The organism is Wolbachia endosymbiont of Spodoptera picta (assembly GCF_018141665.1).
In the GTDB taxonomy this organism is placed as follows: Bacteria; Pseudomonadota; Alphaproteobacteria; order Rickettsiales; family Anaplasmataceae; genus Wolbachia.
Map to the genome: position 1 here is coordinate 985,706 of NZ_CP067976.1, position 25,391 is coordinate 1,011,096.

The 25,391-nt window shown below is 33.5% G+C and carries 19 protein-coding genes and 1 pseudogene; 3 read left to right on the top strand and 17 right to left on the bottom strand.

Annotated features, from left to right (window positions below):
- Window positions 1–2: 2 nt before the first annotated feature.
- Genes fabZ through rseP form a run of 4 tightly spaced genes read right to left on the bottom strand, consistent with a single transcriptional unit; the run spans window position 3 to window position 4,459 of the window.
- Window positions 3–434: a 3-hydroxyacyl-ACP dehydratase FabZ gene (gene fabZ, locus JKF54_RS04485; protein WP_211907707.1), complete on the bottom strand. Its 432-nt coding sequence runs from the start codon at window positions 432–434 to the stop codon at window positions 3–5.
- 4 nt (window positions 435–438) lie between these two features.
- Complete coding sequence (locus JKF54_RS04490; RefSeq protein ID WP_211907708.1) at window positions 439–999, bottom strand: OmpH family outer membrane protein; 561 nt, start codon at window positions 997–999, stop codon at window positions 439–441.
- On the bottom strand, window positions 1,000–3,336 hold the full coding sequence (gene bamA, locus JKF54_RS04495) for an outer membrane protein assembly factor BamA (RefSeq protein ID WP_211907709.1): 2,337 nt from the start codon (window positions 3,334–3,336) through the stop codon (window positions 1,000–1,002).
- Between the two features lie 7 nt (window positions 3,337–3,343).
- Entirely contained in the window at window positions 3,344–4,459 is a 1,116-nt protein-coding gene (gene rseP, locus JKF54_RS04500) for an RIP metalloprotease RseP (protein WP_211907710.1), read from the bottom strand.
- A 99-nt stretch (window positions 4,460–4,558) separates the two neighbouring features.
- Between rseP and JKF54_RS04505 the strand changes: the two genes are divergently transcribed.
- Entirely contained in the window at window positions 4,559–4,825 is a 267-nt protein-coding gene (locus JKF54_RS04505; protein ID WP_211908755.1) for an FAD assembly factor SdhE, read from the top strand.
- Here JKF54_RS04505 and JKF54_RS04510 read toward each other — a convergent pair.
- The 3 genes from JKF54_RS04510 to JKF54_RS04520 are packed head-to-tail and all read right to left on the bottom strand — an operon-like array spanning window position 4,803 to window position 7,114.
- Window positions 4,803–5,120, bottom strand: a complete 318-nt coding sequence (locus tag JKF54_RS04510) for a cell division protein ZapA (protein ID WP_211907711.1) — start codon at window positions 5,118–5,120, stop codon at window positions 4,803–4,805. The two genes, JKF54_RS04505 and JKF54_RS04510, sit on opposite strands and share 23 nt — an antisense overlap.
- A gap of 43 nt (window positions 5,121–5,163) precedes the next feature.
- Window positions 5,164–5,442, bottom strand: a complete 279-nt coding sequence (locus JKF54_RS04515; protein WP_211907712.1) for an HU family DNA-binding protein — start codon at window positions 5,440–5,442, stop codon at window positions 5,164–5,166.
- Window positions 5,443–5,461: 19 nt separating this feature from the next.
- Window positions 5,462–7,114 carry a 30S ribosomal protein S1 gene (locus JKF54_RS04520; RefSeq protein WP_211907713.1) on the bottom strand — a complete coding sequence of 551 codons (1,653 nt, stop codon included), beginning with the start codon at window positions 7,112–7,114 and terminating at the stop codon, window positions 5,462–5,464.
- A gap of 103 nt (window positions 7,115–7,217) precedes the next feature.
- On the opposite strand from JKF54_RS04520, the gene trmB reads away from it, so the two are divergent.
- Window positions 7,218–7,862, top strand: a complete 645-nt coding sequence (gene trmB / locus JKF54_RS04525; protein ID WP_211907714.1) for a tRNA (guanosine(46)-N7)-methyltransferase TrmB — start codon at window positions 7,218–7,220, stop codon at window positions 7,860–7,862.
- Between the two features lie 208 nt (window positions 7,863–8,070).
- Here the strand turns inward: trmB and JKF54_RS04530 are convergent, their stop codons facing one another.
- Together JKF54_RS04530 and terL are read right to left on the bottom strand one after the other, a co-directional pair.
- Window positions 8,071–8,592: a pyrimidine dimer DNA glycosylase/endonuclease V gene (locus tag JKF54_RS04530; RefSeq protein ID WP_211907715.1), complete on the bottom strand. Its 522-nt coding sequence runs from the start codon at window positions 8,590–8,592 to the stop codon at window positions 8,071–8,073.
- A gap of 130 nt (window positions 8,593–8,722) precedes the next feature.
- A complete protein-coding gene (terL, locus tag JKF54_RS04535) occupies window positions 8,723–10,120 on the bottom strand; it encodes a phage terminase large subunit (RefSeq protein ID WP_211907716.1) in 1,398 nt (465 codons plus the stop codon).
- Between the two features lie 69 nt (window positions 10,121–10,189).
- On the opposite strand from terL, the pseudogene JKF54_RS04540 reads away from it, so the two are divergent.
- A pseudogene (locus tag JKF54_RS04540) lies at window positions 10,190–11,333 on the top strand (alpha/beta hydrolase family protein).
- Window positions 11,334–11,955: 622 nt separating this feature from the next.
- Here JKF54_RS04540 and JKF54_RS04545 read toward each other — a convergent pair.
- From JKF54_RS04545 to purE, 8 genes are all read right to left on the bottom strand, one after another.
- Complete coding sequence (locus tag JKF54_RS04545) at window positions 11,956–13,053, bottom strand: AAA family ATPase (protein ID WP_211907718.1); 1,098 nt, start codon at window positions 13,051–13,053, stop codon at window positions 11,956–11,958.
- Window positions 13,054–13,187: 134 nt separating this feature from the next.
- Entirely contained in the window at window positions 13,188–14,513 is a 1,326-nt protein-coding gene (locus JKF54_RS04550) for a hypothetical protein (RefSeq protein ID WP_211907719.1), read from the bottom strand.
- Window positions 14,514–14,517: 4 nt separating this feature from the next.
- Window positions 14,518–18,768 (bottom strand): collagen-like protein, encoded by a 4,251-nt coding sequence (locus JKF54_RS04555; RefSeq protein ID WP_211907720.1) that lies wholly within the window; start codon window positions 18,766–18,768, stop codon window positions 14,518–14,520.
- Window positions 18,769–19,140: 372 nt separating this feature from the next.
- Window positions 19,141–20,604 (bottom strand): DegQ family serine endoprotease, encoded by a 1,464-nt coding sequence (locus JKF54_RS04560; protein WP_211907721.1) that lies wholly within the window; start codon window positions 20,602–20,604, stop codon window positions 19,141–19,143.
- A gap of 3 nt (window positions 20,605–20,607) precedes the next feature.
- Window positions 20,608–21,480 carry a protease modulator HflC gene (gene hflC, locus JKF54_RS04565; protein ID WP_211907722.1) on the bottom strand — a complete coding sequence of 291 codons (873 nt, stop codon included), beginning with the start codon at window positions 21,478–21,480 and terminating at the stop codon, window positions 20,608–20,610.
- 2 nt (window positions 21,481–21,482) lie between these two features.
- Window positions 21,483–22,508, bottom strand: coding sequence for an FtsH protease activity modulator HflK (gene hflK, locus JKF54_RS04570; RefSeq protein ID WP_211907723.1), 1,026 nt, complete (start codon window positions 22,506–22,508; stop codon window positions 21,483–21,485).
- A 403-nt stretch (window positions 22,509–22,911) separates the two neighbouring features.
- Window positions 22,912–24,789 (bottom strand): DNA mismatch repair endonuclease MutL, encoded by a 1,878-nt coding sequence (mutL, locus tag JKF54_RS04575; RefSeq protein ID WP_369800739.1) that lies wholly within the window; start codon window positions 24,787–24,789, stop codon window positions 22,912–22,914.
- Window positions 24,741–25,241, bottom strand: a complete 501-nt coding sequence (gene purE, locus JKF54_RS04580; RefSeq protein WP_211907725.1) for a 5-(carboxyamino)imidazole ribonucleotide mutase — start codon at window positions 25,239–25,241, stop codon at window positions 24,741–24,743. Before purE ends, mutL begins: the two co-directional genes overlap by 49 nt.
- Between the last annotated feature and the right edge of the window lie 150 nt (window positions 25,242–25,391).

Consider the following 25,391-nt stretch of genomic DNA (forward strand, 5'->3'; position numbering starts at 1 on the left):
TTTTATTTATCTTGCAGTTTTGCTAAGATTGTTGCTCCTGCAACCTCTTCTTTTCCAACAGATGCAACACACTTAAATTTGTATACACCTAAACGCAAACCTTCAAAGTTAGATTGAAGAATTAAGGTATCTCCTGGAGTGACTGGCTTTCTGAATTTTGCGTTTTCAATGGACATAAAGTATACAACTTTATTTTCTACTATTTTTTTACCGAGAACACATATAGCAGATGCCTGAGCTAAAGACTCAATTATCAAAACTCCTGGCATTATCGGATGGCCAGGAAAATGACCAATAAAAAATTGCTCGTTGAAAGTAACATTTTTGATTGCTTTTATACTTTTACCAGGTTCGCATTCTATAACCCTATCTACTAAGAGAAAAGGATAAGAATGTGGTAGTATTTTTATAATATTATTGATATTACATTGCATAAGCCTACTCAATGCTTTGCAAAGCAAATTCAGGTATTTCCTTGTTTACATTTTTTAATACCACATCCGATAAATCGACTTCATCCATGGAGTATAAAACTTGATTCTTTTTTGAAATAAATAGTACTAAATCTATATTGTTTTTTTCTGCCGTTCTTTTAGCAACTTCTTTTATCTTGTTAAAGACACTTTCTACTGCTTCTCGATAATTTTCTTCTAAATGTGACATTTTCTTGGCGTAATTATCCCTAACGCTTACAGTATGCTTACTAAATTGTTCCGTCTTTTCTTTTTTTGCTTCTTCTGACAAAAGGTCAAATTCTTCTTTCGATGGCTTAAATTTTTCCAACTCATTTTCAAATTCTTGCTGTAATCTAGAATTCTGCTCCTTTATTTGTTGTTGTATATTTTGCAGAGCCAGAGATTCATTGATAACTTTGTCACTATCAATAATGGCAGCCTTTGTATTAATCGCGCTCTGAGGTTGATACCCTACAAACTTATACCCCACAAATAAGGAAATAATTAAGGCAATAACTGATGTAAATAACTGTATATATTTCATTTAAATCCCCGCTTCAATAGAAATTTTAACGTTTGTCGATGGTATTATGTCATAAGCTTCCTTTACTAAAGGAAATCCAAAATCTAATCTCAGCCTACCAAAAGGAGAAGGCATTGAAAAGCCAAAACCTGGTGATACTCTTATAAGCTTACTATCGTAATATTTCCCACTATATCCCTTCTTTTCATCTAAACCAAAAAGTGTTGCATAGTCAACAAATAGTGAGCCTTTGATACCAGCATAGTCGTATAATTTAGATAGTGGAAAATCTACTTGCTGTGTTAAATTAAAATAAGTTTTGCCTCCCAATGAGCTTTTATTTTTGTCTTCTGCTCTTGGTCCAATGCCGGAAAGGTCAAATCCTCTAATCTCATTGCCACCTTTAAAGAAGTGCTGGCCAATGTTGAGCTCTTTATTAGTATAGGAAAAAATATGACCTGCTGCTACTTTAAAGCGCAATGTTATATCATCATCAATTTTGCTTAATATAGGGTGTGTATAAAAAGATAAGAATTCAGATTTTAGGAAATTTACATTTCCCCATAATCCTGAAATATCCTGACTTAAACGCAATAAATATCCCTCTTTAGGAGTATAGAGGTTATCCAGTTTATTGTACGCTAACGTGTATCCCACTGATGAAACCTGATACTCACCTTCTTGATCTCTTATTATCTCAGAGATATCCTCATCTTTTCCACCCTTATTGTCCATGTGTATGTGATTATACTTATAAGAATATTGAAAGGAATTGGTTAGATTTTCTGAGATTTTATATGATACTTTTGCTATTCCTCCCCAGTTGCAGGTATCGAAAGTAGTGTTTGGTTTGTCTTGTTTTTCATAAAAAATACTCATGCCTAGTGAAGTATCAGAATCGTTAAAATTATTTTCAACAGCGTCTATACTAGTAGAAAGAACATATTGACTTTTTTCAAGAGCAAAAGATACCTCTTTACCACTACCAAATAAATTACGATCTGTGAAATCGGTTTTAACAAATACTCCACCAGGAAGGGACATGCCACCTGTTAAAGATAACGAGGCAGTTCTTTTTTCTTTGACATTTAAATCAAGATTTACTGCATTTTCATCCACTATATAACTATTTATTTTTACTGTTTCAAAAAAATCGCTATATATAAGTTTTCTACGTGATTTTTGAATGTCAGATGTGTTATATGCGTCGCCTTCTGCTATGCTAAGTTTTCTTCTAATTACTTTATCTAAAGTGCGGTCATTACCATCAATAGTAATTTGGTTTATATAAATCTTTTTACCTGGTAGCACTTTGTAAGTTACATCCACAATATTGTTATGTTGTGTATATTCTGGATTAACTTTTGCAAATATATATCCTTTTTCGTTTAAATGTTTACTTATTTTTTCTGCTGTATTGTTAATTTTAACTCTATTAAATATTTGATTATTTTCCTCTTTGATAAATTCTAATATTTCTTCCCTTAAACTTAAATCCTGAATCTCAGTTTCAATATCAACTTCATTATTTCCAAATAAGTATTGCTGCTTTTCATCAATCAAAAAAGTTAACTCTATTTGGTTGTTATTATCAACCTCAACAATTGGTTGGATATTATTTTGAATATACCCCTTAGATGAATAGAAGCGATCAAGCAGTTCTGTGTTAATCAGTAGATATTGAGGTGAATAATGAGTTCCGCTTTTAAAAATGGCTCTAAATAACTTACTAAATATATCATTGCTATGCCTTTTGATAACTTGCTCTAGCTCATTTGCTGAAAAGTTTTTATTACCTATGAATCGTAAACCCTTAATTTTAGACGTTCTTCCTTCTTTTATCTTAAAAATTAGGTTTATCCTATTGCTACCAAGTTTATCTAGCTCATATGCAATTTTAACACCAATTTTACCACTGTTCCTATAAAGAGTAGCTAGATTTATTAAATCGTTTTGTAATTTTGTTTCAGTGAAAATAGTTAGTGATTTTGACTGGATAACGTTATTTAGCAACTCTTTACTGTTAAATAACTTATTGCCTTTCAATATTACTTTGTTAATCAATGGGTTCTCATGAATTTTTACTACTAAGTTTTTTTCATCATCGATATAGGCGTTAATACTAGCAAATAACTTTGTTTTGTATAAATCTTTTATAACTGAATCTACATCATCATCATCATTTATATGACTACCTGGTTCTAATTTTGTATAAAACCTTATTGTTTGATCACTTACTCGCTCATTGCCAATATACTTAATATTTTTTATCTGTACTTTTTCTTTATTTTCTAGAGCAACAAGTAGAGTGGGAAAAGAAATAAGTATTATTATTAGTATGTGAAATAACTTTTTCATATGTATCTTAAAAAAGATGCCTAATATCATTTGTGATTGCAACTGCCATCAACAAAAACAATATGGTAGCACCGAAAGTGACTGCATATTTTTGATATTTCAAACTCAAATCTCTACGTATAACTGCTTCTATAATATAATGAAATAAATGCCCACCATCTAGTAGTGGTATTGGCAGCAAGTTAATTGCAGCTAAATTAGCTGAAATAATTGCCATAAAATATAGAACCATCATAAGTCCCTTTTTAGCTGATTGCCCTGAATATTTTGCAATTTTTATTGGCCCACCTATTTCATTTATACTCCTTTTACCAACAACAATTTGAAAGAGTGCTTTGATTGTTAAACACATAGTGTGGTAGGTTTCATTCACTGATAGGCTAGCAGCTCCAAGAAAAGATGACTGTTTTAACCCTATCATATTAATTGAGGTAATTCCTATAGTTTTTCTTTCTATTATGTTACCAAAGACATCTCTATCCTCAACTGTAAACGGAGTTAGAATAGTTCTGTACTCTTTGTTATTTCTGCTATACTTAATTTCTATTCTTGTTTCAGGGTTGGACATTATCACGCGTGAAATATCTTCAAAGTATTTTATTTTGTACTCATTGATCTGTGTAATAGTGTCACCTGGTAATAGGCCAGCTTGCTTTGCTGCACTTTCTTCAATTACATTACCAATTACTGGTGGAGTACGATAATAACCTGCCAAGCTGAAAAATATTGTGAAAGCTATAACGGTAAATATCATGTTTGCAAAAGGCCCTGCAAAAACTATTGCTGCTTTTTGATATCGAGGTTTTGTATGGAATGAGTATAATTTTTCTTCTTCAGTTAATTTTTGTTGATCAACAGGAACGCTTGCTGCATTAGTATCCCCTAACATTTTAACGTAGCCACCCAATGGAAAGGCACTTAATTTCCATCTAGTTCCAGACTTGTCGTTAAAACCAAAAATTTCAGGACCAAAGCCTATAGAAAAAGATTCAACTTTAACCTTGCATGCTTTAGCGACAATATAATGCCCACATTCATGCACGAATACTATGATAGAAATTATTAAAGAAAACGATAAAAAATAATATATTCCAGCGCTAAGTTGATGAGAAATTAATTCCACCTATGTTTTAAATCTTAATCAAACATTGAGTATATTAAAATGCGCCTTGCTTGACAAGTATTTAGTTTAGTCTTTAAATTAAAAAAAAGTTTAATGACAATGATAGATATCTCCTTATTAAGAAGAAAACTGATGTATAGGAGTTGGCATAGGGGTTGTAAAGAAACTGATATACTTTTAGGGCATTTTGCATTGAAATATCTTGATAAATTTTCCTTAAGTGAACTAATTGAATACGAAAAAATAGTTGATCTTGATGATTACGAATTATATTGTTACATAACTCGTAAGAAACTTCTCCCCCCTGATTTGAGTAGTGAGGTAGTCGATTTGATTGCTTGCTTTAATCACTTATGCACCCAATAATCTTGTTTACCCTATCTAATACTTCAGCATATTCTACTCTTTTTTCCTCCCTATACTTTTTGCATTCTTGATTTATTTCGTCTAATCGCTTTGTTAATTCTAAAATTTTGTCTTCGAGAGTCAATGCTGCAAGTAAGAAATTTAATGCATCTGAGCCCTTACCTCCAGTTCTTTGAGATATGGAGCTAACTAGCTTGTTGAAGCTATTAGCAAGTTGTAATAAATGGTCCTTCTTTTTACTTTCGCAAGATATTTTATATGTGTTATTACATATAACTATTTCTACTACTTGCATATGATGCTATATTGTACAACTTTCAAATTTACAATATAGATTTTCATTCATTTATCAAGAGGGATAACTTTTTACTGCTACGAAAATAAGTTTTAAAGTATTGATGTTTTGCAACCTTCTGTGACGTCAAATTACTTGCTTCTTTCAAGTTATAGCTTCTAATTGAAAAAGAACCAAACCCCCTGATTTCAATTCTATTATGATATTTCAACGTGTTTGAAAACACTCGAAAGAAACTATCAACTATGTCTGCTATAATGACCTTATCTAACAAAAGGTGTTTTTTTGCCACTTTTGCTATTATATCAGATTTTGTTGCCATTTATATGAAGCACAAGAAGTTATTTGGCAGATAATATTATATTATATTTTTCAACACCTACTACTTCAACTTGTATTTTTTCTGATATAGAAAACTTTTTATTTTCTGGTAAATGCTCTTGATCTACTAAAAGGGTTACATTGTTCTCAACCTCAACGATTAGACCATTTTCCTCTCTCTTACTTACAGTAACCTGAATTTTATCCCCTACTTTAACTTTCTCTATCAGTTCTTCAAGAGGATCATACTCTATTTGCTTTACTCCAAGATAAATTCTTGTCCGATCTACGTTAGCCCTTATCACTTTTGCTTCTATTTCATCACCTACATTATACTTTTTTATCTCATCTGAATTGTTTTTCGACCAACTTAGATTTTGCATATAAATTGTTCCTTCTACGTCCTCAGATATCTCAGAATTATCAAAAGTCACAGATATTTGCGAACCATTGTTGCTTTTAACTTTACCAGAAACAATAGAACCAAGAGGATATTTATCAATAAATACTTGCCAAGGATTCTCTACGCACCTTTTTGTGCTTAAACTCATCTTATTTTTAATAATGTCAATACCGAGAATTTTTACATCCACTTCTTGTCCTATTGTTACAAAACTACTGATTGGTAAATTACTCTTGCTCCAAGTTATTTCTGATGAGTGTACCAAACCCGCAATCCCAGGTTTAATCTCAACAATGAATCCACAATCTTTTATACCCGTTACACATCCTTTGTGTACGCTGTTAATTGGACATTTTGACTCTAGATCTTGCCAAGGATTATCTCCTAATTGTTTTACACCAAGGGAGATTTTTCCATTTTCTCTATCTATTTTTATAATTTTAGTTTTTATATGCTGACCACAAGAAAAAATTGCAGATGGATGACTTACATTACTCCAAGAGATATCTGTAATATGTAGCAGTCCATCTATAACTCCCACTGTATCTGATTCATGAATGCCAACAAATGCACCGTAGTGAGTGATGCTTTTTATTTTGCCTTCTACTACATCACCTTCATTAAAAGATTCTAAAAACTTAATTTTTTCACCAGCATGCAAGTTCTCTAATACCAGCTTTCTTGATACTACAATATTCCCCTGCTTCTTATCCATTTTAAGCACGATGAATTTTTGTTCAGTTTCAATAAGGTGATTAGCATCTTTTATTTGCTTCAAATCCACATGACTCAGCGGTAAAAACGCACTTATTCCATCACCAAGATCAACAATAAAACCGCATTTAATTGAGCGTTTAATGATTCCTGTTACTTCATCTTTTGTAACTGCGCTTTCTTCCAATTTATTCCATTTTTCGTCTCTGATTGCTTTCTCACGACTAAGAACAACATTACCATGGTAATCTTCAATTCTTTCAACATAAACTCTAATTTTCGAGCCAACAGTGATATCATCATTACAACTGAGCTCCTTAATCAGAATTCTTCCGTCTGACTTTAAACCAACATCAACCACAATATCATTAGAATTTCTTCTTGTGATTATACCTTCTACCACATCTCCTTCTTTGATTTTGTTAGCAAAAGAATCTTCACAAAAGTCATTGTCTTGATTATCAAATTGATCTTGAAATATCTCTTCTATGAATCTATTTGATGATAGCCTCTTGATAGCAACTGTACTTTCCATACCTTTTAATTTTAACTTCATTAGAACTCATATATTATATAATATTAATAATTAGTGACAAGTAAATTCTCATTAATTCATTTCGAGAATTGTTTAAGCTATAAAAGATTAAGTTATGTAAGATATGTTATCTAGGAATAATAATTGGATTAGGTCATTTTCCAGAAGATCTAGGTTGAAGTTGAATGTTTTGGAGAAGTATTCTATTAAAAACAGCAAGGAATCTATAAAAAAGATCGTAGACTTACAAAAAAGAATACGAGTAGAAATAGGTTTCGGTAATGGTAAAAATATGCTCCATCAGGCATTCAATGAATCTGATCTATTATTTATAGGATGTGAGCCTTATTTAAAGGGGGTCTCTTCCTTGCTAAAAAGCATAGAAGCACACAGCATAAAAAATATTTTAATATGGACAGAAGATGCAAGAGAATTAATTGTCAATTTTCCTGACCACAGTGTTGAAAAATTCTTTATTCTCTTTCCAGATCCATGGCCAAAAAGAAGTCACAACAAAAGACGGTTAATTAATACGGAATTTTTAAATTTATTAGCAAAAAAAATACTTGTCACAGGTGAAATATTTATTGCAACTGATCATCAGGATTATGCAGAGTGGATAGAGTTACATATAAAGCAGTGTAATTTTTTAACCTATAAGGAAGATAGTTTTGCAAATTATACCCCAACAAAATACCACAGAAAAGCGCTAGAATATCAGCGTAAAATAAAGTTTTTTAAAGTAAATGTTATATCTAAACTGACTTAGATTTACCTCTGCTTGTTAGTACAGATGTGTACATGACACTCTATAGTGCAAGTAGCCTACCATATACTGGGAATAACAGTTTACTGAATTCTTTAATCTCACAAATAGAAAGATCAATAAACTTGATAAACATCAACATTATCAGCCAGCATTGCTTTTGCAACTTCAATTCTACCTTTTTTATGATCGGTTTGGATAATTTTATAACCTATAGCATTTTGTCTAGCAACCAATCTGGTGCTTCTCTACCTTTTTCCCACTTAGCAAATCTCATCTTTTCTTTTAGGTAATATTCTCTATATGCTTCTATTGGGTTACTACATTTATATCGATTAGGTAACGCTTGTGTAAAAGCTTGTATATCAGCTGATCGAAATATTAGCAAATCCTTGTTATTATCGCACCAATCTATAACTTCTTCGGATTTATGCGTTCTTTTGTATCGCAAGCTATATTCTATACACAATTCTTTTCCATGTTTTATTAACCAATCAAAGTTTCCTTTTGATTGTCTAGCCCATAAAGAACAAGGATGGTTTTTGTGAGTAAGTTTATATGGAACTTCTATATTCTGGTTTGTAATGCTGACTAAAGGATTTGGCTCTTTTAATGCTATTGAAAAAACACTGCTAAGCAATTGAGCAGTTTCTAGCGGCATTTTTACTATGTGCTTATCGCATAACATTTGTGCTGCAGTTACAGGATTTTCGTCTAATATAAAGATATTCATCTAAGCACCCAGAGATAGAATTTTTGCGTAGTATTTATTTCAATAAACCCTAAAATATCATTCAGAAAATGGATAAGTTAAATAAGCTCAGTTAAAAAAATTATACACAATTCCGAGGAACCTTTTCAAGCTACAATGAACGTATAGCTACCACTCTAGCAATATTATTTCTCACCCACTGAAGATATTGCACGGTACTGTCTACTTGATCGTCGTGACGGATTTCTGGAAACATTAAAATCTCATACTCAAAGTCGCTAAGCCATACTGCTTGGTTAGGGAGAAAAACCCGCTCAGATTCTATAATTGGGACAATTCGGTGAAATCGAGTTAATTTGTCATCATGTGGTACTATTTGAATAATAGGTAAATCACTGTTTTTCCTGAGCTCCTGAACCAATTGCTGACCGCTTGCTTTTGCTTCGATTAAAATTGCGTGTGGCTTCCACCTTGCAGCCAGCGACAGAACTTTCTCTTTAAGTTTTGGATATTCAAGTTTTGCGCGATATACATCGAGTAAATAGAATGTATTATCTACTTTTGTCCAGGTAGTGCAGACACTAAAGTCACTTGTATTGTTTGTTGAAATTGCAGTATCCCAACTTTGTGTTACATGCAAGAGGCTATCAGGAAAATTTTTATAGCGCTTCAACCACTCTCGTTTAATTATAGCACTTGAAAGTGGTAGAGGGTTTTGTTGGTATTGAGCAGCAAAACCATAACTCCCAAGTTCAGCTTTTATCATCTCAATTTCTTCTTTTCCTTCAGTTAGGGAATACAACAATTGACCTTCTTTTCTTGAGTATATTTCCTGTTCATGCTCTGGAATATGATTATTAACTGAATAAATAATCTCCTTATCTTCAGCTATTATTGGTAAACAGACATGATGCCATATGTTTCTTGGTTTACAGAGGAGGTGACCAGTTAAATCTTCTAAATGGAGTCTGTGCATCACAAGAACGATAACTCCTTTTTTTCTGTCGTTGAGCCTGGTTACTAAAGCCTGATCAAACCAGTTTGCAGCACGCTTTCTAAATGTTTCGCTCAAAGCTTGTGCGGGACTTAGTGGATCATCCACGATAATGAAATCTCCACCTTCACCGGTTAATGTTCCCTCAACTGATGTTGCAATCCTACATCCTCTTTGCACTGTTTGAAATTTATATTTAGTGTTTTGATCTTTGCATAATTCTACTTTCGGAAATAGCTCTCTATACCAATCAGATTGCATTATGCACCTTGTATCGAGTGAGTGCTTTTCGCTAAGCAACCGAGAATAACTTGCAACTATTATTCTTGCAGTTGGCTGATTTCCAAGTATCCATGCGGGCCATGCAACACTTACACAAATGGACTTCATTGAACGCGGCGGCATATTGAATATTCTTCTTCTTGCTTCACCAGCGCTTGCTGCTTCAAGCCTGTCTGCTATGATTTTTATATATTGATAATCATTATACTCACACCCCGGCACTACCGTTTGAAAGCATAATTCAATGAATTTGAGAAGGTTTATATTGTTCATAAAATTAAGGTTTGTTGATTTTTTTAAGATTTTGTTGTATAATTAAACCAGCATAGTGAGAGTTAAAATATGAAAGAAATAAGAGAGCAAACTGAGAGAGAATTTATAAAAACTCAAAACGGGATGAAAATAGAGACAATTACGCTTCTTGGTAAAAATCAAAACAATAATCAAGGTGAAAAACATCTGATATACTTTATTGGTGGAAATAGAGCGTTAAGCCCTGGTAAAGATTATTCCCCAAATTGGAATTGGGCCACAGAGCAAGGGATAACTGTACATCTTTTTAATTATCCTGGACTTGGTTTAAGTAAAAATAACTCATTGATACGTAGCAATAGAGTTAAATCTGGTGTAGCAGTTGTAACTAACTTATTGGAAAAAGGTATAAAGCCAGATGATATCATATTGTTTGGAGACTGCCTAGGTGGACATGTGGCTGCAGAGGTTCATAAAAATTTTAAGGGTAAGGATATACATTTAAGATGTATCGTTAGCAATGCCGCTAGTTCACTTAAACAAGCGTCTCTTTATTACTTTGGTTTTATGGCAAAATTAAAAATTTTTCTTGCTCCGATAATCAAATTGGTACTAAAGATTTTTGGCTGCCACTGGAAGACATATAAAATCGTAAATTCAATTACTCCTTATACAATGTACTTTAATCGAGAGGGAGATAAAGCGATAAAACAGCCAGCGCAACTTGCAACAGAAATAGAAAAAATAGATCAAAGCGGTAGAAGAAAAGATTACCAAAAAAAAGAAGTATTTGAAGGATTTGAGGAATATGAAGAATTTTTCAAGCAGCATATAATATTAAGAAAAAATGATGAGTGTATTGATTCGAAAAAAGCTGATAAAGATATACATAAATTGCCAATTACGTGTTTAAAGTCTTCCAACAAAACTGATTACACTTTTCCTGAGTTGATTAGTTTATATATTTATATTACAGATGAATATTTTTCTAAATATGGCTCATTAAATAATGAAGAGAAGATTAAAGCATTTAAAGAAAGTAAATTTTATAAAGATTTTTCAAGCTGCAAAAATCCAAAGGACTTTTTGCATAATTACATGAAGAAGCAAGAGCATCCTTCGATATCATTTCAGCATGTGACAATATAATCTGAGGAAAAAAAGACCTTTCTTAACAAGTCAAAGAAGGCTAGTTGCTCTTAACTTGACGCGTATGCTTTCTTCAATATTTTAGCCATCTGTATCTGTTCAGATGCATGCAAATATTGAAACCAGTGTTTCTTTTCTTATCATCCGAGTACTGGGATCCAGAAGAATTAATTGTGAACAAATAGCTATACGATATTTTCAATAAAATTACAAAAAAGCTGGATTCCACACTGGAATGACACCGTCATAAACTGCTAGAGGTCTTCATAATGTCATTCCAGTCCTCATAGTGTTTATCCCGGCCTTCATAATTTCATCCCAGTACTTGATACTGGGATCCAGATGCATGGCTAATGCTGAAACCAATACTCCCTTTTCTTGTCATACGAGTACTGGGACCCAGAAGACTCAGGTAATAAGAACTAGATTCCAGCGCTACGCGCTGGAATGACACCGTCATAAACTGCTAGGTCTTCATAATGTCATCCCAGTACTGGGATCCAACTAAATTGGTGAACACTTTACAGCATTTTTGATGGAAAGAACTAGATGCCAGTGTCAAGCACTGACCCATTTTTTCCTTAAGTTTTTGCAGCTTGTGTTCTATTACAAAACCACTGTGGTACTAACGAGTGGCAAAATGATAGCAAGTTTTAAATTTTATTTTCAATAACGAAATTTGGCACATCTTGCTACACTTCCAGTTTTTATTGTACAAAAGGGGCTTCTGTCGTCTGTGTCTGACATGAAGCTAATGTTATTCTCCCTCTTCCTTGTACTGGATTTAGCTTGTGAAACGCGTGGTTGAAATCTTCCTTACTCACTACCTTGGACTTTCTTTCAAGAGCAGCGTATATTTTTGCTTCATTAACTAATTGTTCTAACTCAGCTCCAGAATAGCCTTCTGTTTTTTTTGCAATATCTTGAATATTTAGCCTTCCATCAGTTTTTGTATTTTTGGTATAAAGCTCCGATATCTTTTGTCTCGTTTCCACATTTGGATTAGGTATATGAACCCTTTGACCTAAGCGTCCAGGCCTAATAAGTGCTGGATCTATCTCATTGACCAGGTTAGTTGCACCAATTACTATTATATCTTTTCTGCTCTTAAATCCATCTATTTCAGTTAGTAACTGTGTTAAGCTCTCTCGACAGTTGTAAGCTGAGTTATTAGCGGTACTTCTTTTTTGGGCAACTGCATCTATTTCATCTATGAATACTATACAAGGAGAATATTTTCTCGCTACTTTAAAAAGCTCGCGTACAGCATGTGCACCATGACCAATATATACTCCAATAAGTTCTGGACCTGAGATACTTATAAAATTCATATTGGATTCACCTGCAATTGCGCGGGCGATAAGTGTTTTACCATTTCCAGGAGGGCCGTGCAGTATATAACCTTTTAGTGAGTTAATACTTTCACTTCCAAACATCTCACGCATTTCTTCTGTCATTTGGTTACAGCAAATAATCTGCAATCGTTGTTTTAAGGAATCGTCAATTATAACATTAGCAAATGTTGTTTTATTATCTGAATTAGCTAATTCTATTTCTATAGGCAGCTCTACTTCCTTCATTTTACTAAATATTTGATCATATATAAACCAAGCGATAAAAAAGAAAACAGTGAGTAACACAAAAGGCATAGCTTCGCTAATATAATGTGCAGCCAGCTCATATCCTTTACTGAGAAACATTGTATGCATATAGGCAAACAAAAGAGCAATAGAGACCATAATTGCTATGCATAGTAAACAGATAGCAATTCTTTTGAGTAATTCTGAGATTTCAATTTTTTTCATCTTACTGTCTTATATCGATTTTAAACTGAGAACAATTTTATTTAGATTAAATACTAAAAAAATATACCCTTACACTTCTTTGAATTCTACTAAATTCACTTTTAAAAAGCAATTATAATATACTTTGTGCGTGGTTAAGATAGCTCTGGAATAGTATAAAGAACTATGTCATCATTGAAGAGAAACTCATCTGTTGCTGTGTACTCTTTATTAATTTTATAAGAATCATAAACATCGTAATCTGCTTTTGTATGGTAATCACAATATTGAAACTTACCCTCTTTATTGAAAGAGCCAAATTGATCAATTAATGTAGCCATTTTCTTACCTTTTCCACTTTTTGTTAATTCAAATACATCAGCTGGGCAGTGGCCTGAAGAATCTTGATTAGTAGTTCCTTTCACAATAAAAAACGATGGTTTATCGTTAAGTAACTTGCAGAAATCTGGCTTATATTCCTTTTTCATACAGTTTAAACTTATATATTGATATTTATTTGGAACATTTGAGTATTGAGAATCGTACTTTTTATGTTCAAAAAACTTATTACCTAAGAAATTACAAAACGTTAATTTATAATCATCATTATTACTAGACTTAACGACTTTAAGGTAATGAAAGTCTCTAGGAATTTTTATCTCTTCTTCTGTAACGTGATTATGTATGACCAATTGGTCATCAAGCATGCAGTAACCTATTTTCGGTAAAGTAGCTACGAGCTTACCGTTTAACATGATATCTGCTTGATAGATATTATCCGATAACTTCTCTCCTTGCTGCAAAGTAAAATTCTGCTCTGCCTTAGCTGGTGCACTGCATTGCTCAGTTTTAGTTAAGTTTTTTATTATTGTTGATATCTCACTAATTTCTAATATATCATGTTCATTCTTTGTGTATTGATACTTATAGCAACTACCATCTTCACATACTGGAAGACATTTTCCTTCTTCATCTGATATATAGATATAATCACCTTCTATTGTAAAATAAAGTCCACCTTTTTCTTCTTGAATTTTTTGTAGTACTGGGTCATTTTCATCGTTAAAATTGATAAAATTGAGTACTCCAGTTATATCTCTACCAGACAATTTGAGGCCAAAGTTAGGACTATCTTTTATGTTGTAAAGCGAAATCAAGATAGGTTTTGATTCAAGCTTTTCTATAATATTGTTTCTATTTGTACTTATTATAGCTTCTTGTTCTACAATAAGATCCTCTTTAATAGAGTTTCCACTTTCATCAGATCTTTCTGCCTGCAGGGGTAAGTTTCCTTCATATAAAGATATTTTATCTCCCTGCTTCTTTAACTTTAAACCATTAATATCCTCTACTTTAATTGTACCAATATGTGAATGGATAACCTTACTATTTTTGTTTAATATATAATATTCAGCAGGAAGTTTAATCAATTTTTTATAGAGCGGGTTTTTATCCTCTATTTTAAATATATGTTTTTCCATGATATTACCTTAAATAACCGACAACTTGCTGATTAATAGCACTGAGGCTACTAGGAGGAGAGACATAACTCATAAAACTCCTTGGCTGCTCATTATTTGCCACTATTTTTTCAGTATTAACGAAAGCTCTTTGCTGCTCATTGTCTTTTAATCTTTTTTCCATATGATCTTTAAAAGTAAACAAACATTTACTAGTTTGTTTGTAATTAGGGAGTGATTTTTTTGCAGTTATACACAAGAACTTCAACAACTCATTATGATTTTCATCATTAAGTAATGACTTATTGATAATGGTTGACTGCAGTTCCACTGGATCAAAATTTAGACTTTTCTTTGAAATGCCACATTTCACAGCTGTTGCTCCCAATACTTCTTCAAATTTTGTTACAACATCTGCTGCATCTATTATTTTTGCCACTTCCTGTATTTCATTTTTTACTTTATATTCGTCCTGTCCTACCGCAGGGTAAAAGAAATTTATTACTTGAGATATAAATGAAGTTGGTCTGCTTGCTCCGCTCGTCACTGATGATTTTTTAGTTTCCCTCCTTCTTCTGTGTACACTACAAACTTGATCTGCAGGATTTGTTGTACAAAACATATCTCTTACGCTACTATGCAATGCTTCCGCATTTTCTGCGGATTGAAGTGCTTGATCAGCAGAATCTTCAGCTTCTCCTGTAAGATTCACTGTTTGATTGTGTAGTATTTTAACCTTATCTTCCGTATCTTTAGCTTGTTTGGCAAAACCTTCTGAAGCATTTTTAGCTGCCTCTGCTGCTTTTTTAGCATCCAGAGTTTCATTTTTTGCTTTTCTTATCTCACGTAAAAACTGATCAGCTAATGTAGCACCTATTCCATCTTCTCCCTTGGAACCTGGCAATCCATTCGCACCTGGTTCTCCTTTTTCACCTTTAGAACCTATCTCTCCTTTCTCACCCATATCACCTTTTATTCCCATGGCTCCGTCTAATCCTTTAGGACCAATATCTCCCTTTGTTCCATTTATACCTGGCTCACCCTTGTTGCCTGTAAGACCTTGTGTACCATTGAAGCCCCTCAGACCTGGCTCTCCTTTTGAACCTGGCAACCCATCTGATCCTTTAGGACCTTCTGGACCTTGCAACCCATTCGCACCTGGTTCTCCTTTTTCACCTTTAGAACCTATCTCTCCTTTCTCACCCATATCACCTTTTATTCCCATAGCTCCGTCTAATCCTTTAGGACCAATATCTCCTTTTAATCCGTCTATACCGGGCTCACCCTTGTTACCTGTAAGACCTTGCGTACCATTGAAGCCCCTCAGACCTGGCTCTCCCTTAGGACCTTCTGGACCTTGCAATCCATTTGCACCTGGAGCTCCGATCTCTTCTTTCTCACCCATATCACCTTTTATTCCCATGGCTCCGTCTAATCCTTTAGGACCAATATCTCCCTTTGTTCCATTTATACCTGGCTCACCTTTTATGCCTTTAGGACCAATATCTCCTTTTTCTCCCTTTGGACCTTGGACTTCTCCTGGATTTTTCCTTAGTTCTTCTGCAATGCTTTGTGTTAGCTCGGTATTATTTGCAAGGTTTTCTACTAATGTATGATTAGCATCACTTAGTAACACATCTGCTAGCTCTTCCATTCTGTTATCAGCTAATGCAATGGCTATTCCTGTTTGAATATCTTGATTACTAATAATTCTTCCTGCAACTTGCTTCTCTAATACTAAATCTCCGCCTTGGTCACGATATTCAAGCACCTGATTAGCAATAGTGCCATTATTAATTAATTTTTGTGCAACTTCTTCAGGACTTGCATCTCTACCTTTATCACCTTTAGACCCAGTATCTCCTTTGTCACCTTTAGAACCTATCTTTCCTTTCTCACCCATATCACCTTTTATTCCCATGGCTCCGTCTAATCCTTTAGGACCAATATCTCCCTTTGTTCCATTTATACCTGGCTCACCTTTTATGCCTGGCTCTCCCTTAGGACCTTGTGCACCTGGCAATCCATCTGTTCCAGTATCTCCTTTATCACCTTTAGAACCAGTATCTCCTTTGGGACCTTTTATCTTTCCTGGATTTTGTCTCAACTCTTCTGCTATTCCTTCACGTAAGACTGGATCATTTACCAGCACTTTTTTATCTTGATCATCTTTTGCTTCTAGTACTGCTCTTCCTAATTCACCTACTTTTTGAGTGTCAAAGAACTGATGAACAATATTTTCAACTATTGTTTTTGCTGCATTCACATCGCCTTTTAATTTGGCATACTCAAGCAAATACTCAACTAATTTTTCCTTGTCTATTTCTTGCTTCACGATTTCTAGAGCCTTTGGCTGCTTATTTAAATCACTATGAAGCAGAAGATACTTAGCAAGTGCCCAATCGCTCACCTTACCTTTTATAAGATTGTGAGCTTCTATCTCGCTCATACTGCTTCTATCAACAAGTAGTTTAGCAAGCTTTTCTGCAAATTTTTCATATTTTTGGAAGGCTATAGGATCGGGATTATTTTTCTTTGTGGCATCGCTTGTTATCTTACTCACAGTATCTTTTATAATGTTTTTTGCTTCCTCTAAAGAAAGTTTACTTACTACTCCTTCAGTAAGTTTTGCTACATCAATTTTATTCACAAGTTCCTGCGAATTAAGATTAATTTTACCGGCAATCTGAGTTGCAAGATTTTCACCTTTGATACCATTTGCGTTAAGAACTGCTTCTCCTAGCTCAGCTTTTTTACTGGTAACTAATTCAGTTGCAATTTCTATAGCACTTGAGGCATCTCCCTTCTCACCTTTTGAGCCAGTATCTCCTTTAGAACCTTCTGGACCAGGAAAACCTCGGTCACCCTCATTACCTTTGGAACCTTGTTCGCCCTTTAACCCCCGTTCACCGTTACGACCTGGTTCGCCCTTTTGGCCTGGAGGACCTTGTACGCCTTTAACTAACGCTTTTAAAGAATCTTCTCGCTTTACACGCTCACCAAAAAAATGTGCTATTCTTTCTGAAAATCCCATGGAATTAAGCTTATCTTCTTCCATTATAGCTGCTGCTAAAGGATATAGATGGGCTCTGTTAGAAGAAAATTCGGTAACAACTTGATTAATACTTGGAGTTATTCCATTAGTGCCTTGATTTCCTTTTTCTCCTTTAGGTCCTTGATCGCCTTTTGATCCATGCGCACCTGACGATCCAGTATCTCCCTTGTTACCTTGAGGACCAGGCGCTCCATCGAAGCCTCTATCACCTTTTTGTCCCCTTTCACCTGGCTCACCTTTAGGACCTTGTACACCAGTACGTTCTAATCTTTCAATTTTGCGTTTTAAAAGTTTAATTTCTGTTTCTAAATTTATATGTTCTTGAATATTCACATCAACCTCCAAAAAGTTATCAAAATTTTCTAAGTTATAATAATAAGGATATGGACCTGGTCTATTGTCGTGCTCATACCCAAAAGAATTAGGGTTAAAATTATAAAAATTTTTGCATGTGCTATTTTCATACGATATGCAACCAACATAATTATTGCCTAACTTTTTTACTGCGAAATAGGTATCTTGTGCTTTCAAGCTCTCCATTTCATGAAAAGGGAATAACTCGAATGTATTGCTTATACGAGTAAATGCTGAATTGATATCATTCAATATGCCAACTTTTCTACCAATTGAATCATATACCTGAGCGCTCCTATATAATTTGTATATATTTCTTGATTCTTTAAACAAATAGTCTCCTATTTTTATTTCGAGTCTTTTATCAGGTGAACTTTTAAGATCTTCCAAAATAAAACTGACATTTTTGCTACTAATTATGTCTTTTGGATCTATTAAAACTTTCCTGTTTTCTAGCCGTTCATAATAAATACTACAGCTTTCACGATTATATGTGTTAACATAGAAACCATATGTGTAATTCTGAGGTATAAGATCAATAGTAGCGATGATATTAGCTTTGCCATCATAGTAATAATAATAAGGTTTATCAGAGGTAGTAACTAAAGCGAATTTGTAATCATTTCCTACCCTTTCTAGCTTTAATTGTGGCCATTCAGATAAGTCGTTTAGTATACTTGCCACGTCATGCTTCAAATCCCAAATGTGAAAACTCAGATCAATATTGGTGTCGATGATAATGTAAGATACACTAGGCAGGCTAAATGTTGTTTTGTTATTTAATCTTATTTGTGCAGGTATCCTACGACCAGTTCTATTATTACAATCTTTTTGTAGGATACCTTCCTTTTCTAGTTTAAAACGCATCTCCACCTCCCTTTGCGATTAGATATAATTAATTTATGGATATTAATTATTGATTAATAATGATGATCAGTAAATATAATTATATTTTACACTAATTTAATTATAAATTAACTTGTGAAAGAAAGTTATTTTTTTACAACTGAGCGTAAAAATGCTTTATATTATCGAATTTCTTACCACTCCAGCTCTTTCATCTTATAGATGATGTTGTTCCAGTGCTTGATACTGAAATCTAGTTCTTCCATAATCTCGTTGGAAACGTTTTCAGTATAGGGATAAATTTTATTAATCTACATAAAAGCCCTCACCTTTAGGATAAAGAAGCTAGTTAAATTTGTCAAGCAATTTTTTCATGACCAGCTAGATAAATAGCTACTTCTTCAATTTGATTGAAGTAAAAAACTGGTTTCCATTGCGGTAAATAAGCAACATTACTGAATCTTTGCCGTCTTTCTTTACTGCTGAATCAATTTGTTTTTGAAAATCATTAGTATTTTCAATATCGATTCCATCTAGTTGAATAATTATATCACCTTTCTTAATAACACGTAGTGTAGAATTACTACTACTATCTACACTAGTAACTACTACACCCTTTGTGGGTGCATTGTTTTTTAGTTCTTTTGGCAAATTTGAAACGGTTAAACCACTTATATAACTAGATGTTGATTTATTTTCTTCTTGATTATTACCTGAATCATCGTTTGCAGATTCCTCGATTGCAACCTTGATATTGACTTCTTTACCTTTTCTAAGTAACTTAACCTGTACTTTCTTTCCGGGCTCAGTTCGTGAAACCATATGAGGTAATTGCGTCATTCTATCAATTTTTTTGCCGTCAAACTCTAATAGTATATCACCTACTTTGATTCCTCCTTTCTCTGCAGGACTGCCCTTTACTACGCTTGCAACTAATGCACCTTTGATATCTTTTAAACTCAAGGATTCAGCAAATTCTTTTGTTATAGGCTGAACTTGCACGCCAAGCCAACCATGTTTTATTTTTTTACCACTTTTTAATGTGTCAATAATTGAAATAGCTAGATTAGATGGTATAGCAAAGCCTATACCCACGTTACCGCCAGACTCAGATGGGGAATAAATAGCAGTATTAATACCTATAACTTTTCCATTTAGATGAAATAGTGGTCCCCCTGAGTTACCTCTATTAATTGCAGCATCAGTTTGAATAAATTCATTCATAGTACCAATACTAATGTCTCTAGATCTTGCAGACACAATCCCTGTACTTACAGAGCCACCCAAACCAAAAGGGTTGCCTATTGCAATAACTGTATCACCAACTCTTGCTTTGTCAGAATTACCAAATTCAACACAAGGAAGATCTTTATCAGAATTAATCTTAAGCACAGCAAGATCAGTTTTTGCATCATAGCCTAAAACTTCTGCTTTGAAATAAGTATTATCGTTCATAGTAACTGTAATATCTTGGGCATTTTTAATAACGTGATAGTTGGTTACTATGGTTCCACTTTTATCTATAATAAATCCAGACCCAAGTAACGTCACTTCTCTATTAATGCTAGGAGCTCTATCGAAAAATTGATCAAAATGCTCGAAAAATTCTCTAAAGTCATCAAAGAAATTATTTCTTGGCGTAAAGGGAATTTTAGTTCTACTGTTATTTTCTTGCTTAACTATTTGCTCACTTGAAATATTTACAACTGCGGGAATAAGTTCTTCCACTATATCAGCAAGCCCTTTATTACAACTACATACAGGATCTGCAACTGTTTTTGCAAACAGATTAGCATATGAAGAAAATGAAATTAAAAAATATGCAAATATAGATAAAATAAATGCTTTACTTTTCATAAACTATTTCCATCCCTTGTTCAAAATATCTAAGAAATTATTATTTGGTGAAAGCACAAATTTAGTATTACCCTCAGCAAATGATTTACTGTAAGCTTTCATAGAGCGATAAAAGTTAAAAAACTCTTCATCAACCTTGAATGCCTCATTATAGATTCTAGTTGCTTCAGCATAACCACGGCCTCTTATTTCATGTGATTCTTTTACTGCACTAGAGACAATTCCCCTTTTTAATTTATCAGCTTTTGATCTAATTTCTTGTCCAGCTTGTTCTCCTTCTGCTCTAATTTCTTTTGCTTCCTTTTCTCTTTCAGTTTGCATGCGGCGGAATATTGCAGAACTATTTTCTTCTGGTAGATCTGCTCTCTTAATTCTTACATCTATTATCTCTATGCCAAATTTTCCAGCTTCAGAATAAACTCCACGTTGAATTAATTGCATCACTTCTGATCTCTTTTCATTCAACAAACTAATTAATGAAAATCTTCCTATATTCTCCCTTATGTGAGCTTCTATGACAGGATATAATCTTCTAACTAGCCCTGATTCATTTTTCACAGTTTGATAAAAAGTAATAGGATCTATTATTTTATATTTTGCATAAGCATCTACTATAATACGCTTTTGATCTGCAGTTATCACTTCCCTTGGAGTTTTATCAGGACTTAAATCTAAAATTCTCTTATCAAGAAATTCTACGTTATTTATAAATGGCAATTTAAAATATAAACCACTGTCCCTAACATCTTTTACGACTTTACCGAGTTGTATAACTATTGCTTGTTTTGTTTCTTGAACAACGAAGATTGAATTAGATAATGCAATCAATAACACAACAAATACAAAAGCAAAAACAATTTTAATATTACTACTCATGACTATTTTCCTAGATTTGTAAGGGGTAAATAAGAGAACATACCTTTCAGATCGTCTGTTATAACAAACTTATCTACCTTGCTAAAAATATTTTCCATAGTTTCAAGATAGATACGGTTCTTAACAAGAGAAGGATTTTGTCTATATTCTTCATGAAGAGATAAAAAGCGATTTGCATTACCTTTTGCTTCATTTATTATTTCATTCTCGTATGCTTCTGCATCTAATTTTATCTTTATTGCTTCACCTTTTGCACGAGGTATAATATCATTACTGTAAGCGTATGCTTCGTTTATGGTACGCTCCTTATCTGCGCGAGCACTTTGTACATCCCTAAATGAGCTAATCACCTTTTCTGGTGGATCAATTTTTTTCATTTGAACGGATAAAATCTCTATACCCATTTGATATCCATCAAGAATCTGTTGCAATAAAATTCTAGTATCTCTGGAAATTTCAGCCCTGCCTTGACCTTCGAGTGCAAAAGAGATCGTATTCTTACCTATTATTTCTCTCATAGCACTTTCAGCAGCATTTTTAACGCTAAAACCAGGTTTATAATCCCGTACTTTGAATAAATAATCTTTAGCATCCCTGACTCTCCATTGGACCTCAAAGTTAACGTTGACTATGTTCTCATCTCCGGTAAGCATCACTCCTTCACCACGATCTGTATCTCGCCCATAAGAGCTGCTTATCCCAATTTCTTCACGATTTACTTCTTTAACGTTCACTTTAAAAACCTTGCCAATAGGGTAGGGGAAGTGATAACGCAAACCAGATGTTTCTGTATTGGAATATTTGCCAAAAGTAAGTTCTATACCTTCCTCACTCGGATGGACAATATAGAAACCAGTACAAAAATAAAACAACAAAACAATGAAAATGATGAAATAAAGTTTTTTCCCTCTATTTCTGGTTAAGCCATTAAAAAAGCATCTTATATCAGACACAGCTTTACTTAAAATATCTTCATTACCTGGACCTGACGGTTTCTTTCCAAGATTCCAAGGATTACGCTCATCCATAAAAATTATTAATTGTATAACTAATACGCTGATATTACTTAATCTTATCAAAAAATGCAAAACTATTTTGTTTACAAATTAATGATCAGATTGAAGGATGTGATCATACACTTCCTTTTTTTCTATATGTTATGGTCAATTCTACAGAATTTCTAGCTTTTTTTGAATTCTTTATTGTCGTTTTTGATAAGTATCGTTAGTTGTATATTAATTATTAACATAAAAGACAATGCCTGGGATTTAGGAAACTTAATTTTAATCAAGTAGCTGCATAATAAATCATTGTCAAGTGATGGAATGACATTATCTACTATGCAAATTACAATGTTCAAACAATTGTGTATCTGAGTTTTGAGATGACGAAACTAGAGTTGTATAATCTATACATATTTGTGATAACTTCTCACCTTCGCTCAAATAACTTTTCAATGTCGCTTAATTTCATTTCTATATAGGTTGGCCTTCCGTGATTACATTGTCCAGAATAAGGTGTCTTTTCCATTTGCCTCAATAATTCATTCATCTCCTCCAATTTCATCTTTCTGCCTGCTCTTATTGATCCATAACAAGCAATTGTGGCTAGTATTTTATTCACCTTATCCTCTATAGGTAATGTATCTTCTATTTCTGTTAGTCTATCCACTATATCAATGAGCATTCTCTTTGTGTCTACTGCTCCTAAGATTGCAGGAACTTCTTTTACTATGATCTTATTTTCTGATTTAATTTCAATCTCAAAACCCATCTCAAAAAGTTTATCTTTATAAGTTTTAATCATCTCCATTCCAGCTTGATTTTTGATTTCAACCATTTCAGGCAAAAGAAGTTTTTGTCTTTTTATACTTGATTTCTCCTTTAAGCACTCGTATACTAGTCTTTCATGGGCTGCATGCTGATCTACTATAATTAGTTTGTCTCTTACCTCAGCAATAATATAAGTATTGTAGATTTGACAGTGTGCAAACCCAAGTGGATAGTCCCTTATTAGATCGGTTTGTTTCCTTTCCAAAATTGTAGTTTCTGCTCGTGTAGGAGATTTTTGCATACCAGTATAATCAAACGATTTTGAATGTTCTGATAAGCTTTTTGTCTCTATATTTGGAGAAGTAAATTCTCTCATTAACTGGTTTTCAAAAGGATCCGACCTTCTTCCATAAAATTCATTTTTAAGACTAGACCTACTAAAAGGATCTGATGATAGATGATTCGTTGTTGTTCCAGTCTGGGCCAATACAGTTTCTACAAGATCTATTCTCTTTGATAGCACTTTTATTAGCCCCCTTCTCACTATTTCATATATTAGCCTCTTGTTCTGAAACCTTACCTCTGATTTATTTGGATGAACATTTACATCAACTTGATCATACGGTATCTCTAAGTGCAGCGCTGCAAAAGGATATCTATTGTTTGGAATAAGGTCGTGATACGCATAACGAATTGCACCAATAAGTAGATTATCTTTAATTGGTCTACCATTAACAAATGTATAGATCTGAGTTGAATTGCTACGATTGACAGTAGGTTTACAGATGTATCCTGTAAGCCTAATGCCATCTTCTTCTTCACTAATTTGCAAAGAGTTTTCATGAAATTCTTCTTCTACTTCGCATAGCCTGCTAAATAATGAGGTCTGCTTAGCATACTTAAGAAGCTTCTTATTATCGGAGATAAGAGTAAACTCAATTCCATAATTGATCATTGCTAAGTTGTTTACAATATCAACAATGCTTTGTGTTTCTGCCCTTTCGGTTTTGAGAAATTTTAGTCTATTTGGTGTGGCAAAAAATAAATCTCGTACTTCAATATATGTTCCTATCGATAAAGGATAAGGAACAAGCTCTCCTATTTTTTCTCCCCCCTCATACCTTATAGACCATGCTTGATCTGCTTTGCTTGCCTTAGATGATAATTTTATTCTGCTTACTGCTGCAATTGAAGGCAAAGCTTCTCCTCTAAAGCCAAGATGCTTGATCTCTATCAATTCACTGTCACTCAATTTTGAAGTAGCATGGCGCATAAACGCAAGTTCTAAATCATCCTTTTTTACTCCGCTACCATCATCGATTACAGTAATGAGGTTACGCCCACCACTTTCTATCTTAATTTCTATCTCTGAGCTTCTGGCATCTATTGCATTTTCCACTAATTCCTTTACCACACTTGCAGGCCTTTCTATTACTTCTCCTGCTGCTATACGATTTATGGTTTTTGTATCTAAAAGAACTATTGCCATTATAATGTTGGTTTTTCTTTTACTGCTTGAGTTTGCTCCTCTCTCCATTTTTTTAATCTATCTGCAATTTCACTATTAGAAATCGACAATATAGATGCAGCAGTAATAGCGGCATTGCATGCTCCACTCTCTCCTATAGACATTGTTGCAACTGGAACACCTTTTGGCATCTGCACTATAGATAATAGACTATCTAGCCCATTTAATTGTTTGCTATGCACAGGAATACCGATAACAGGTAAATAAGTAAGCGATGCAGTCATACCAGGTAAATGAGCCGCTCCTCCTGCACCAGCTATAATAACCTTAAAGCCTTTTTCTTGAGCAGACTTAGTAAAATTAAAGAGTCTCTCTGGTGTTCTGTGTGCGGATATTATAAATACATCATGTGAAATTTCCAATTCTTTTAATAGGTTAATAGCATGCACCATAGTGCCATAATCCGACTCGCTTCCCATAATTACAGCAATATCCTTTTTCATTTTTTCTGTATTAGACATGATTTTATTTACTAACCAAATAGTATTTCAGAAGCAACAGATATTTAAATTAAATTACGAATATGATATAGCATTCTCATTAAATAGAAACTTTAAAAATTGAAATGAATCCCTATATTAAAATATAGAGGTATAAATTTCGGATATTAA